Source organism: Streptomyces morookaense (genome assembly GCF_013030945.1).
GTDB classification, from domain to species: domain Bacteria; phylum Actinomycetota; class Actinomycetes; order Streptomycetales; family Streptomycetaceae; genus Streptomyces; species Streptomyces morookaensis.
Genome location: NZ_JABBXF010000006.1, coordinates 149,328 through 162,288 on the forward strand (window position 1 = coordinate 149,328; position 12,961 = coordinate 162,288).

Annotated in this window: 12 protein-coding genes and 1 pseudogene; 6 read left to right on the forward strand and 7 right to left on the reverse strand. The window is 69.7% G+C overall.

Annotated features, from left to right (window positions below; genetic code table 11):
* Positions 1-255 precede the first annotated feature (255 nt).
* Positions 256-510 carry a cell division protein CrgA gene (gene crgA, locus HG542_RS03915; RefSeq protein WP_171078591.1) on the reverse strand — a complete coding sequence of 85 codons (255 nt, stop codon included), beginning with the start codon at positions 508-510 and terminating at the stop codon, positions 256-258.
* A 144-nt stretch (positions 511-654) separates the two neighbouring features.
* Between crgA and HG542_RS03920 the strand changes: the two genes are divergently transcribed.
* The 6 genes and pseudogenes from HG542_RS03920 to HG542_RS03945 all read left to right on the forward strand — a co-directional run bounded on the left by HG542_RS03920 (position 655) and on the right by HG542_RS03945 (position 4,763).
* Positions 655-1,425, forward strand: coding sequence for a DUF881 domain-containing protein (locus HG542_RS03920; protein WP_171078592.1), 771 nt, complete (start codon positions 655-657; stop codon positions 1,423-1,425).
* A gap of 19 nt (positions 1,426-1,444) precedes the next feature.
* Positions 1,445-2,194, forward strand: a complete 750-nt coding sequence (locus HG542_RS03925; protein WP_171078593.1) for a class E sortase — start codon at positions 1,445-1,447, stop codon at positions 2,192-2,194.
* Between the two features lie 97 nt (positions 2,195-2,291).
* Entirely contained in the window at positions 2,292-2,501 is a 210-nt protein-coding gene (locus tag HG542_RS03930) for a hypothetical protein (RefSeq protein ID WP_171078594.1), read from the forward strand.
* The gene (locus HG542_RS03935; protein WP_171078595.1) at positions 2,498-3,136 is read left to right on the forward strand and encodes an aminodeoxychorismate/anthranilate synthase component II; all 639 of its coding nucleotides are present in this window, start codon (positions 2,498-2,500) and stop codon (positions 3,134-3,136) included. The genes HG542_RS03930 and HG542_RS03935 overlap by 4 nt, the downstream gene beginning before the upstream one ends.
* A gap of 167 nt (positions 3,137-3,303) precedes the next feature.
* Positions 3,304-4,038, forward strand: a pseudogene (locus HG542_RS03940) (class E sortase); the annotation flags it as partial.
* 35 nt (positions 4,039-4,073) lie between these two features.
* The gene (locus HG542_RS03945; RefSeq protein ID WP_227723395.1) at positions 4,074-4,763 is read left to right on the forward strand and encodes a class E sortase; all 690 of its coding nucleotides are present in this window, start codon (positions 4,074-4,076) and stop codon (positions 4,761-4,763) included.
* Between the two features lie 67 nt (positions 4,764-4,830).
* Here HG542_RS03945 and pknB read toward each other — a convergent pair whose 3' ends face one another.
* From pknB to HG542_RS03975, 6 genes are all read right to left on the reverse strand, one after another.
* Positions 4,831-6,870, reverse strand: a complete 2,040-nt coding sequence (pknB, locus tag HG542_RS03950; protein ID WP_171078597.1) for a Stk1 family PASTA domain-containing Ser/Thr kinase — start codon at positions 6,868-6,870, stop codon at positions 4,831-4,833.
* Between the two features lie 161 nt (positions 6,871-7,031).
* Positions 7,032-8,486, reverse strand: a complete 1,455-nt coding sequence (locus HG542_RS03955) for a peptidoglycan D,D-transpeptidase FtsI family protein (protein WP_171078598.1) — start codon at positions 8,484-8,486, stop codon at positions 7,032-7,034.
* Entirely contained in the window at positions 8,483-9,922 is a 1,440-nt protein-coding gene (locus HG542_RS03960) for an FtsW/RodA/SpoVE family cell cycle protein (protein WP_373313138.1), read from the reverse strand. Before HG542_RS03960 ends, HG542_RS03955 begins: the two co-directional genes overlap by 4 nt.
* Before the next feature lie 22 nt (positions 9,923-9,944).
* Entirely contained in the window at positions 9,945-11,447 is a 1,503-nt protein-coding gene (locus HG542_RS03965) for a Stp1/IreP family PP2C-type Ser/Thr phosphatase (protein ID WP_171078715.1), read from the reverse strand.
* Between the two features lie 76 nt (positions 11,448-11,523).
* A complete protein-coding gene (locus HG542_RS03970) occupies positions 11,524-12,054 on the reverse strand; it encodes an FHA domain-containing protein FhaB/FipA (RefSeq protein WP_171078599.1) in 531 nt (176 codons plus the stop codon).
* A 10-nt stretch (positions 12,055-12,064) separates the two neighbouring features.
* On the reverse strand, positions 12,065-12,919 hold the full coding sequence (locus HG542_RS03975) for an FHA domain-containing protein (RefSeq protein ID WP_171078600.1): 855 nt from the start codon (positions 12,917-12,919) through the stop codon (positions 12,065-12,067).
* Positions 12,920-12,961: the final 42 nt, after the last annotated feature.

The following is a 12,961-nucleotide window of genomic DNA, read 5'->3' on the forward strand; positions in this document are numbered from 1 at the left end:
TGGCACAGGTTGTCCACAACAGCTGCCGGATCTTGCGCACCCTGTGGGGAACATCCGTTCCCCGCCTCCCCGGCCCCTCTGAGCTGCGTTTCTGCTGGAAGGTGCCGGTGTGCCCATGGATACGCAGAGCTCGTACCCGGTCACACCGGCGTCAACGCCAGGGAAGTTATCCACAGATCTTCTGAGTTTTCCCCACTGTGGACGAGGGTGTGGATAACTCACGGGAAGGCTTGGGGGAAAGCTTGACGGAGCGCGTCACTTCCACTGGGTGGAGACGACGAACCCCGCGGCGATGAAGCCGAAGCCGACCACGATGTTCCAGTTGTGCAGCGCCTGGACGGGCATGTCGCCGCCCGTCACATAGAAGACGACGATCCAGGCCAGGCCGATCAGGAACATCGCCAGCATCAGCGGTGCCACCCAGCGGCGCCCGGCGTTCAGCTTGATGGACTGCTGCTTCACGGGCGGCGGCGTGAAGTCGTCTTTCTTGCGGATCCGTGACTTCGGCACGAGGAACTCTCCTGTCGATGCGCTGCGTGACCGCGCTGGGCTTCGGGCTGGGTCCGTCCGGGACGGCGGGCCGGGGCAGCGGCTGCCGCCCCCGGGCGTCCGTTAGCGTAGTGCTTCCGCGGCGTCGGAGAGGATAAGGGTACGTTGAGCAATTCTGCCGACTCCACCGGTGCGCCCGTCCGGCGATTCCGCTTCCGCCCGGTGCGCCTGCTGACCGCCGCCGTCTTCGCCCTCGCCGGGCTCATCTTCTGGACGAGCTTCAACACGGCCAAGGGCACCAACCTCCGCACCGATTCGTCCATGCTGCGGCTGTCGGACCTCATCCAGGAACGCAGCCGGAACAACGGCGCACTCGAGGAGAGCGCGGCCGCAGCGCGCGCCGAGGTGGACGCCCTCGCGCGGCGCGACAACGGCAACAGCGCCGAGCAGGACAAGAAGCTCACCGCCCTGGAGCAGGCGGCGGGCACCCGGCCGCTGTCCGGCCAGGCCCTGACCGTCACCCTCACCGACGCCCCGCCGAACGCCACGGCGAAGATCCCCGGCGTCCCGGCGCCCCAGCCCAACGACCTCGTCATCCACCAGCAGGACCTCCAGGCCGTCGTCAACGCCCTGTGGCAGGGCGGGGCCAAGGGCATCGAGGTCATGGACCAGCGGCTGATCTCCACCAGTGCCGTCCGCTGCGTCGGCAACACCCTGATCCTCCAAGGCCGCGTCTACTCCCCGCCGTACAAGATCACCGCTGTTGGTGACCGGGGGGCGCTCAAGAAGTCCCTGGACGCCTCCCCCGCGATCCAGAACTACCTCCAGTACGTCGTCGCCTACGGCCTCGGCTGGAAGGTCGAGCAGCGCGATGCCGTGACTCTTCCGGGGTACTCGGGCACAGTGGATCTCCACTACGCCAAGCCCGTGGGGTGACCCGGGAGGGGGCCAGCCGGTGAGGTCGCGACTCGTCGTCCGCACGCTCAGCGAACTGTGCCTGACCGTCGGCACGTTGATCGTCCTCTTTGTCGTCTACGTCCTGTACTGGACCGGGGTCCGGGCCGACCACGCCATGGACGGCGAGATCGGCCGGCTGCACGAGCAGTGGTCCGCGGCCCCCTCGCCCCCGGCGGAGAGCACGGCAGCCCCGCAGAACCGGCCGTCGCCGCAGCCGCGCCGGGGCGCAGCGGGGCAACCGGGGGCGCAGGAGCGGCAGTCGGCGCCGCAGGCGTACCGGGACGGCGCCCCGTTCGCCGTGATGTACATCCCCCGCTTCGGCCCCGGCTGGGCCAAGCCCGTCCTCGAGGGCACCGGCACCGAGCTGCTGAAGAAGGGCCTCGGCCACTACGACCGCACCGCCGCACCGGGCACCACCGGCAACTTCGCGGTCGCCGGGCACCGCCGCACGTACGGCGACCCGTTCAAGGACTTCCCGGAGCTGCGGCCCGGCGACGCCGTGGTGCTCACCGACGGGGCCGCCTGGTACACCTACCGCCTCGACACCCGGCCGTACACGACGCTCCCCGACGACACCGCCGTCGTCGACCCCGTCCCCGCCCACTCCGGCTACCGGGGGCCCGGCCGCTATCTGACGCTCACGACCTGTGAACCGGAGTGGGGCCACAGTCACCGGCTGATCGTGTGGGGGCACTTGGAGGACACCCGGCCGGTGGAGGAGGGCAAGCCGAAGGCTTTGCACGGCTGACCCCCGCGCCCGGGGTGCCGCCCCTTAGGCTGGTGCTGCAATGCAGTAATGCAGTCAAACGACCCCGTCATCTCCGTCATCGGCAAGTAGGGACAGCATGTACGCGTGGATCTGGCGTCACCTGCCGGGCAACGCATGGGTGAAGGCGCTGATCTCGCTCGTGCTCGTACTGGCGATCGTCTACGCCCTCTTCCAGTACGTGTTCCCCTGGGCGGAACCGCTGCTGCCGTTCAACGACGTGACGGTCGACAACGGTATGCCGGCCGGTGCGACAGTGCCCGGCGGCGGAATGGCAGTGGCACTGTGAGCGCACGCATCCTCGTCGTGGACAACTACGACAGCTTCGTCTTCAACATCGTCCAGTACCTCTACCAGCTCGGTGCCGAGTGCGAGGTGCGCCGCAACGACGAGGTCGAACCGGCCCATGCACAGGACGGGTTCGACGGCGTCCTGCTCTCGCCGGGGCCCGGTGGCCCCGAACAGGCCGGTGTCTGCATCGACATGGTCCGCCACTGCGCCGCGACGAACGTCCCGGTCTTCGGCGTGTGCCTGGGCATGCAGTCGATGGCGGCCGCCTACGGCGGGGTCGTCGACCGCGCCCCCGAGCTGCTGCACGGCAAGACCTCCCTGGTCACCCACGAGGGCACCGGCGTCTTCCAGGGACTGCCCTCGCCCTTCACGGCCACGCGGTACCACTCCCTCGCGGTCGAGCGGGACGGCTGGCCCGACGAGCTGGAGATCACCGCCTGGACGGAGACGGGCATCGTGATGGGCCTGCGCCACCGCGATCTGCCCGTCGAGGGAGTGCAGTTCCATCCCGAGTCGGTGCTCACCGAGTGGGGCCACCGCATGCTCGCCAACTGGCTGGCCGAGTGCGGCGACGCGGGAGCGGTGGAGCGGTCCGCCGGGCTCGCTCCGGTGGTGGGCAAGGCCGGGGCGTGACCACGCTCCGGCCTGAGCAGGACGCCTGGCCGGCGCCGTCACAGCCGACGCAGACACACTACGGTTCGTACGACCCCGCGGCGCGCGCCGCCGCCTTCCCTCCGCTCCCGCCGGAGGACAACGCCACCATGCAGCTGCGCCGGGTCGAACCGGCGCCGCCGCCGGGCGGGCGGGCCGAGCGGCGCAGGGCCGCGAAGCGCGGTGCGGCGCGGGCGCGCCGCGAGAGCCTGGGCGTGTTCCTGAGCCGCCTGCTGGGCGAGGTGTTCATCACCCTCGGCACGGTGATGCTGCTGTTCGTCGCCTACCAGCTGTGGTGGACGAACGTCATCGCCCACAACCAGGCCGGCGGCGCCGCCAAGTCCCTCCAGCACACGTGGGACAAGGGCGGCGGCGCGGACCGGGACGCCGGGGCGTTCTCCCCCGGCGAGGGCTTCGCGATCATCTACATCCCCGCGCTGGACGTGAAGGCCCCCATCGCCCAGGGCATCGACAAGCACCGCATCCTCGACAAGGGCATGGTCGGGCACTACGCCGAGGGCTCCCTGAAGACCGCCATGCCGTGGGACCGGCAGGGCAACTTCGCGCTGGCCGGGCACCGCAACACCCATGGCGAGCCGTTCCGTTACGTCAACCGTCTGAAGCCCGGGGACAAGATCGTTGTGGAGACCCGGAGCACGTTCTACACGTATGAGATGACGAGCCGCCTGGACCAGACGTCCCCGGCGAACGTGCGGGTCATCGACCCCGTCCCGGCAGGATCCGGTTTCACGAAGCCCGGCCGCTACATCACGCTGACCACCTGCACCCCCGAGTTCACCAGTACGTACCGGCTGATCGTGTGGGGCAAGATGGTCGACGAGCGGCCCCGGAGCAAGGGCAAGCCGGACGCGCTCGTCGAGTGAGACACGCAGGAACAGCGAAGCGGGGTACGAACGCGGTGGCAGGGACCCGGATACGAGGGCGCATCGCCGCCACCGTCAGCGTCGTGGGGGAGCTGCTGATCACCGCGGGGGTGATCATGGCGCTCTTCGTCGTCTACTCGCTGTGGTGGACGAACGTGCTCGCCGACCGCGAGGCCAAGCGCCAGGGCAGCCAGGTCCGCGACCACTGGGCCCGCCAGCCCGCCGGACCGGGTGCGCTCGACACCAAGGACGGCATCGGCTTCCTGCACGTCCCGGCCATGCGCAACGGCGAGGTGCTCGTGAAGCAGGGCACCGGCACCGACGTCCTCAACGAGGGCGTCGCCGGCTACTACGAGGACCCGGTGAAGTCCGGGATGCCGTGGGACAAGGAGGGCAACTTCACCCTCGCCGCGCACCGGGACGGGCACGGGGCGAAGTTCCACAACATCGACAAGATCAAAAACGGTGATGCGGTCGTCTTCGAGACGCGCGACACCTGGTACGTCTACAAGGTCTTCGCGGAGCTGACGCAGACCTCGCGGTTCAACACGAGCGTCCTGGACTTCGTCCCCAAGGAGTCCGGGAAGACGAAGCCCGGCCGCTACCTGACCCTCACGACCTGCACGCCCGTCTACACCTCCGACTACCGCTATGTCGTCTGGGCGGAGCTCCAGCGCACGGAGAAGGTCGACGCCAAGCGCACCCTGCCCGCGGAGCTGCGCTAGCCGCAGCGGGCAGCACAGAGCCCCGGTGCCTCGCTTCCGAACGAGGCGCCGGGGCTCTTGTGTTGCGTCAGTGCTTCCGGCCGCCGATCAGACCGCCGAAGAAGCCGCCGTCCTGGCCGCCGTTCTGACCCCCGGGCTGGCCCGTGGAGTTGTCGCCGCCGGGGTTGCCGGTGCCGGCGGTGGTCAGGTTGACGGGCGTGTTCTTGTCGACCTGCTGGCCCACGCCCGGCTGGGCGAGGACGACGACGGCGTTGTCGTCCTGCGGGCCGGCGATGGCCCCGACCCCCAGGCCCGCATCCGTCAGCTGCTTCTTGGCGTCCTTGAGCTTCTGGCCGACGACGTTGGGCACCGCGGCCTTCTGCGCCGCGCCCTTAGAGACGAAGAGCGTCACCGTGGAGTTCGGCTTCGCCGAGGTGTTGCCGTCGGGGCTCTGGCGGTCGACCGTGCCGGCGGGCTGGGTCGAGTCCTCGTCCTGGCGGTCCACCTGGAAGCCGAGGTCGGTCAGCTGCTTCTTGGCCGCGTCGAACGGCTGGCCCACCACGGACGGCACGGTCTTCGACGTCGCCTGCGCGGCGACCGTCAGCGTGATCTCCGCACCCTTGTCGGCCTTGGTGCCGGCCTTCGGGTCCTGGGCGAGGACGATGCCCGGCGTACGGTCGGACTCCTGCTGCTTCTGCTTGACCGTGAAGCCCTTGTCCTCCAGCGTGGACTTGGCCTCGTCGAAGCTCGCGCCCAGCACGTCCGGGACGCCGATCTTCTCCGCGCCCTTGGACACCACGACCTTGACGTCGCCACCCTTGTCGATCTTGGCGCCGGCCTGCGGGTTCTGCTCGCAGATCTTGTCCTTGGGCTGGTCGCAGAACTTCGTGTCGCTCTGGACGACCTTGAAGTCGCCGTTGTCGCCCATCTTCTTGGCGTCGTCCAGCGTCTGGCCGACCAGGGTCGGCACGGTGACCTGGCCGTTGTTGGCGTTGCCGCTGAAGAGCGACTTGCCGATGAAGATGGCGCCGACGAGCACCAGGATTCCGGCGACGACCAGCAGGATCGTCGACAGGTTGCTCTTCTTGCCGTTGCCGCCCCGGCGCCCGCCGCGGCCGGAGCCGTCGTCGTAGCCGCCGTAGCCCCCGCCGTGGTCGCTCACGGGCGGCAGCATGGACGTCTGGCCGGCGCCGTGGTCCTGCGGGCGCAGCATGGTGGTCGGCTGGTCCTCGCCGTAGCCGCCCGCGCCGACGCCCAGCGCGCCGAGGGAGGCGGTGGCGGCCACGGGCTGGCCCTCCAGGCACGCCTCGATGTCGGCCCGCATCTCGTCGGCGGACTGGTAGCGGTAGTCCGGGTCCTTGGTCAGCGCCTTGAGGACGATGGCGTCGACCTCGGGCGCGATCTCGGGGTCGTAGGTGCTCGGCGGGTTCGGCTCCTCCCGCACGTGCTGGTAGGCGACGGCCACGGGGGAGTCGCCGACGAACGGCGGCCGGACCGTGAGCAGTTCGTAGAGCAGGCAGCCCGTCGAGTAGAGGTCGGACCGCGCGTCGACCTGCTCGCCCTTGGCCTGCTCGGGCGAGAGGTACTGGGCGGTGCCGATGACGGCCGCGGTCTGCGTCATGGTCATGCCGGCGTCGCCCATCGCGCGGGCGATGCCGAAGTCCATGACCTTGACCTGGCCGTTGCGGGTCAGCATGACGTTGGCGGGCTTGATGTCCCGGTGGACGATGCCGGCGCGGTGCGAGTACTCCAGCGCCTGCAGCACACCGATGGTCATCTCCATCGAGCGCTCGGGCAGCAGCTTGCGCCCGGAGTGCAGCAGCTCGCGGAGCGTGGACCCGTCCACGTACTCCATGACGATGTACGGGATCGAGACCCCGTCCACGTAGTCCTCGCCGGTGTCGTACACGGCGACGATCGACGGGTGGTTGAGCGAGGCGGCCGACTGGGCCTCGCGGCGGAACCGGGCCTGGAAGGACGGATCGCGGGCCAGGTCGGCGCGCAGCGTCTTCACGGCGACGGTGCGGCCGAGCCGGGTGTCGTGCGCGAGGTACACCTCGGCCATGCCACCACGGCCGAGCACCGAGCCCAGCTCGTACCGGCCGCCGAGGCGACGCGGCTCTTCCATAGCTCCAGCCCTTCCGTTTTCCTGACCGCACCGGCGTGGGTCCGGCGGTGTGCTGTCCGGGCATACCGTACCCGGCGCACCGAGCCCCTTCCGGCCGCCACCGTCACCCGATACACGACCGGTACCGACCTGCGGCCCGGTCGCCGCGCGGGTGAGCGGGCTCACTTCTCCGTCTTGAGCACCGCCTCCATGACGCTCTTGGCGATGGGGGCGGCGAGCTTGCCGCCGGCGATGTCGTCACGCGTGGTGTCCGAGCCCTCGATCACCACGGCGACGGCGACCGGCGAACCGTTGTCGGTCTTGGCGTAGGAGATGAACCACGCGTACGGGTTGCCGCTGTTGTCGACGCCGTGCTGGGCCGTACCGGTCTTGCCACCGACCTTGACGCCGTCGATCTGGGCCGCGGTTCCGGTGCCGTTCTGGACCACCGTCTCCATCATGCTCTGCAGCTTCTGGGCGTTGGCGGCGGAGAGCGGCTGGCTCATCTCCTTGGGCTTGTGCTGCTCGATGACGTTGAGGTTGGGCGCGCGCAGCTTGTCGACCATGTACGGCTCCATGAGCTTGCCGTTGTTGGCGACCGCGGAGGCGACCATGGCCATCTGCAGCGGGGTGGCGCGGTTGGAGGCCTGGCCGATGCCCGCCATGGCGTTCTGCGGGCGGTTGTCCTTGGGGTAGACGCTCTTCACGGCGCGCACGGGCGTGTCGATGGTGTTGTTGAAGCCGAACTTCTGGGCCTCGTCCATCATCTTCTGGTTGCCCAGGTCCGCGCTTATCTTGCCGAAGACCGTGTTGCAGGAGTACTTGAGGGCGTCCCGCAGCGTGGCGTTCTGGCAGGGGATGTTGCCCTCGTTGCTCAGCTGGACGCCGGCGGTGTCCGGCAGGACCCACGGCAGCGGCGAGTCGGTCTTGACGTCCGGGTCGCTGTAGAGGCCGTTCTGCAGCGCGGCGGCGGCGGTGACGACCTTGAACGTGGAGCCCGGCGGGTAGGTCTGCTTGAGCGCCCGGTTGAGCATGGGCTGGTTCTTGTCGTTCTGCAGCGACGTCCACGCCTTGGAGTCGTTGGCCCCGGCGATCGTCGAGGGGTCGTACGACGGGGTGGAGGCCAGCGCCAGGATCTTGCCGGTGCGCGGGTCGAGGGCGGCGACGGCGCCCTTCTTGTCGCCGAGGCCCTTGAACGCGGCCTCCTGCGCCTGGGCGTTGAGGGTGGTGATCACGTCGCCGCCCTTCTTGCCCTTGCCGGTGATCATGTCGACCGTGCGGTTGAAGAACAGCCGGTCGTCGTCGCCGGTGAGCACCTTGTCCTCCAGCTTCTCCAGCTGGTTGGAGTCGAAGACCTGCGAGGAGTAGCCCGTGACCGGGGCCCACATCTCGCCGTTCTTGTAGGTGCGCTTGTACTTGTAGTCGATGCCGCCGGTCTCCGTGGAGCCGGTGACGGCATCGCCGTCGACGATGATGTTGCCGCGCGGCTGGCTGTAACGGGCGATGTCGACGCGGTGGTTGTGTTTGTTGGTCTTGAGCTCGTCGGCCTGGACGAACTGGATCCAGTTGTCTCGGATCATCAGTGCGAGGACGAGGAGACCGCAGAAGATTGCGATCCGGCGCACGGGCTTGTTCACGGGCGGACCACCTGGGTCATCTCGGCGTCGGGGGACGAGGCGGGGGAAGGGGCGGGGCGGCGCGCGGTGTCGCTGATCCGGATCAGGATGCCGATCAGGGCCCAGTTGGCGATGATCGACGAACCGCCGGCCGCCAGGAACGGCATGGTCATGCCGGTCAGCGGGATGAGACCCATCACACCGCCGGCGACGACGAACACCTGCAGCGCGAAGGCGCCGGACAGGCCGACCGCCAGGAGCTTGCCGAAGGGGTCGCGGGCGGCGAGCGCGGTGCGCACGCCGCGCTCCACGATCAGGCCGTAGAGCAGCAGCAGGGCCATCATCCCGGCCAGGCCGAGCTCCTCGCCGACGGTGGAGAGGATGAAGTCGGCGTTGGCGGCGAACCCGATGAGGTCGGAGTTGCCCTGCCCCAGGCCGGAGCCCAGGGTGCCGCCGGAGCCGAACGACATGACGGCGTCGCCGATCTGCTGGCAGGCGCCGCTCGGGTCCGTCTTGTAGCAGGCGAACGGGTCGAGCCAGGCGTTGACGCGCTTCTGGACGTGGGACTCGAAGGTGGCCACGCCGACCGCGCCCACGGCGGACATCAGCAGACCGAAGAAGATCCAGCTGGTGCGCTCGGTCGCCACGTAGAGCATGACGACGAACAGGCCGAAGAACAGCAGCGAGGTGCCCAGGTCCGTCTCGAAGACCAGGATCAGGATGGACATCGCCCAGACCGCGAGGATCGGCCCGAGGTCACGGCCGCGCGGCAGGTACATCCCCATGAAGCGGCGGCTGGCCAGGGCCAGGGCGTCGCGCTTGACCATCAGGTAGCCCGAGAAGAACACCGCGATGACGATCTTCGCGAACTCGCCGGGCTGGATGGTGCCCAGACCCGGGATGGAGATCCAGATCTTGGCGCCGTTCACGGCCGGGAAGAACATCGGGACGACCAGCAGGAACAGCGCCACCGCCATGGAGATGTAGGTGTAGCGCTGCAGGATCCGGTGGTCCTTGAGCAGCATCAGGACGCCGATGAAGAGCGCGATGCCCACCGCGGTGAACAGCAGCTGCTTCGGGGCGTCCGGCTGGAAGGAGCCGAACGCGCTCTTGGCGCGCTGGATGAGCCGCGGCGACTGGTCGAGCCGCCAGATCAGCACCAGGCCCAGCCCGTTGAGGAGCGTGGCCAGCGGCAGCAGCAGCGGATCCGCGTAGCGGGCGAACTTGCGCACCACCAGGTGCGCGACGCCCGCCATCAGGCCGAGGCCCAGGCTGTAGCCGAGCATCCCGGACGGCATCGCCCCGTCCATGGCGAGGCCCACGTTGGCGTACGCGAAGCACGGGATGAGGACGGCGAAGACCAGCAGGGCGAGTTCGGTGTTGCGCCTGCTGGGCAGCCCCACGGTGCTGATCGTCGTCGTGGCCGTGGCGTTCGGCAGCGGTGACGTTGCTGACATGACTGGCTGGCCCCTTACGGCTTCACTGCTGGGTGCTGCTGCACTGCGGGACCAACTTCTGCTCTTCCTCGGTGAGGGTGGGGGCCGGGTCGGGGGCCGGGGCCGTCGGCGTGGCGGCCGGCTTCGGCTCGCCGGGCTTGTCGGCCTGGTTCGGGTTCTGCTTCTCGTTCTCCCGGCGCTGGGCCTCCGCCTTGCGGCGCTCGTCCTCCTTCTTGCAGGCGCCGGCGAGCGTGCCGAGCTCCTTGGCCTTCGCCTCCGCCTGGCTGCGGCTGCCCACCGTGATGGTGTCCACGACGCGGCTGCGCTGGTCGACCGGGAGGTACTTGAGTTCGATCTCCGGGTGGTCCTGGTACAGCCTGCTGAGGCTGACCCAGGCCAGGTCCTGGTTGATGCCCTGGTAGACGGCGACGTGGTCGTTGTCCTTGGCACCCACGTAGTACTGCGACTGCGTCCACTGCCAGCCGGCGTAGAGGCCGCCGGCGACGACGCCGAGGCAGACCGTCAGGATCAGCGACCGCTTGAGCCACTTGCCGCGGCGGACGGGCTTGACGTACTCCTCGTCCTCGTCGAGGAAACCGCCGAACTCCCCTTCCGGGGCGGCCGCGAGAGCCGGGCCGCCGCTGCCGGGCGGGCCGAAGCCGCCCTCCTGCGGGGGCACCGGCCGCCCGGAGCGGCCGAGTTCGGAGGCGCGGCCCGCCGGGGTCTGCATGGCGGCGGCGTCGTTGAAGTGCAGCTGGTTCTCGGCGACCGCACCGACGATCACCGGGGTGTCGCTGACCTGCTGCGCCAGGGTGTCCCCGCCGTCCATGTCGAGGACGTCGGCGACGATGACGGTGATGTTGTCCGGGCCGCCGCCGCGCAGGGCGAGGCGGATCAGCTCCTCGACGGTCTCGTGGGGACCCTGGTAGCTGGCCAGGGTCTCTTCCATCGTCTGGTGGCTGACGACCCCGGAGAGGCCGTCGGAGCAGATCAGGTAGCGGTCGCCGGCGCGCACCTCGCGGATCGAGAGGTCGGGCTCCACGTGCTCGCCGCTGCCGAGGGCACGCATCAGCAGCGAACGCTGCGGGTGCGTGGTGGCCTCCTCCTCGGTGATCCGGCCCTCGTCCACCAGGCGCTGCACCCAGGTGTGGTCCTGGGTGATCTGCGTGAGCACGCCGTCGCGCAGCAGGTACGCGCGCGAGTCGCCGACATGCACCAGGCCGAGGCGCTGGCCCGTCCACAGCAGGGCGGTGAGCGTGGTGCCCATGCCCTCCAGCTGGGGGTCCTCCTCGACCATGACGCGCAGCTGGTCGTTGGCGCGCTGCACGGCGCTGCCCAGGGAGGTGAGGATGTCGGAGCCGGGGATGTCGTCGTCGAGCGTGACGAGCGTGGAGATCACCTCGGAGGAGGCGACCTCGCCGGCGGCCTGGCCGCCCATGCCGTCCGCGATGGCGAGCAGCCGGGGGCCGGCGTAACCGGAGTCCTCGTTGCCCTCGCGGATCATGCCCTTGTGCGATCCGGCGGCGAAACGCAGTGACAGACTCATGCGCACCTCGCCCGTCGGCTCCGGGTACAGCCCCTTTCCAGCCACGCTGCCCACCCTCCGGTCGTCATGGTCCTAACTACTTCCGCAGCTCGATGACGGTCTTGCCGATACGGATCGGCGCACCGAGCGGGATCGGGGTCGGGGTGGTCAGCCTGGTCCGGTCGAGATAGGTGCCGTTGGTCGACCCGAGGTCCTCGACGATCCACTGGCCGTCGCGGTCGGGGTAGATCCTGGCATGCCGGCTCGACGCGTAGTCGTCGTCCAGCACGATCGTGGAGTCGTGGGCACGGCCGAGGGAGATCGTCTGGCCCTGGAGGGCCACCGTGGTGCCGGTGAGCGAGCCCTCGGAGACGACCAGCTTGGTGGGGGCCCCGCGGCGGCCGCGCTCGGCGCGCCGGCCACCGGACTGCTGCCGGGGCTGCTGCTGCGGCGCCGCCGCCTGCTGCGCCGCGCGCTGCTGCCGGCCGGTGTCGCCACGGCGGGAGCCGCGCTGGGTCACGCGGGTGCCGAAGAGATCGCTGCGGATGACCTGTACGGCCACGATGACGAACAGCCACAGTACGGCGAGGAAACCCAACCGCATGACCGTGAGGGTCAGCTCTGACATTGCCCCCGCTTCACCCTTCGGCTTGCCGATAAACGATGGTGGTGCTGCCCACGACGATGCGCGAGCCGTCGCGGAGCGTAGCGCGCGTGGTGTGCTGTCCGTCCACCACGATCCCGTTGGTCGACCCCAGGTCCTCGATGGTGGCGGGGGTGCCGACCCGGATTTCGCAGTGCCGGCGCGAGACGCCGGGGTCGTCGATGCGTACGTCCGCCTCGGTGCTGCGGCCCAGCACGAGGGTGGACCGCGAGATCTGGTGGCGGGTGCCGTTGATCTCGATCCAGCGCCGCGTCTGGGTGCCCTGCGCCGGGCCGGGAACCGGTCCGCCCGTGCGGGGCAGGGGCCGGACGCCGGGGGGCGGGGACGCGGGCATGGGCGGCGCACCGGCCGGCGGACGCGCCGCCGGGTACCCGCCGCCGCCGTGGGTGGCCGCGCCACCGGAAGCGTACGGGGCGGCGGCCCGCTGCTGCGCGCCGTGCGGGTCCTGGGACTCGCTGGACGCGAGCGTGCGGCTGCGCACCCGGTACAGACCGGTGTCGAGGTCGTCGGCCTTCTCCAGGTGGACCTTGATGGTCCCCATGAAGGTGTACCGCTGCTGCTTGGCGTAGTCGCGGACCATTCCCGCCAGTTCGTCGCCGAGCTGGCCGGAGTACGGGCTGAGGCGCTCGAAGTCCGGCGCGCTCAGCTCCACGATGAAGTCGTTGGGGACGACCGTGCGGTCGCGGTTCCAGATGGTGGCGTTGTTGTCGCACTCGCGCTGGAGTGCGCCCGCGATCTCGACCGGCTGTACCTCGGACTTGAACACCTTGGCGAAGGTGCCGTTCACGAGACCCTCGAGTCGCTGCTCGAAGCGCTTCAGTACTCCCACGGGGCACCTCCTTCCCTCAGTGACGTCTGTGATGCCCGTCGT

Excerpts from the sequence above, each read along its gene's own strand:
- HG542_RS03965 (WP_171078715.1), bottom strand. The coding sequence starts at position 11,447 with ATGAGTCTGTCACTGCGTTTCGCCGCCGGATCGCACAAGGGCATGATC.
- HG542_RS03930 (WP_171078594.1), top strand. The coding sequence starts at position 2,292 with ATGTACGCGTGGATCTGGCGTCACCTGCCGGGCAACGCATGGGTGAAG.
- HG542_RS03960 (WP_373313138.1), bottom strand. The coding sequence starts at position 9,922 with ATGTCAGCAACGTCACCGCTGCCGAACGCCACGGCCACGACGACGATC.
- pknB (WP_171078597.1), bottom strand. The coding sequence starts at position 6,870 with ATGGAAGAGCCGCGTCGCCTCGGCGGCCGGTACGAGCTGGGCTCGGTG.
- HG542_RS03970 (WP_171078599.1), bottom strand. The coding sequence starts at position 12,054 with ATGTCAGAGCTGACCCTCACGGTCATGCGGTTGGGTTTCCTCGCCGTA.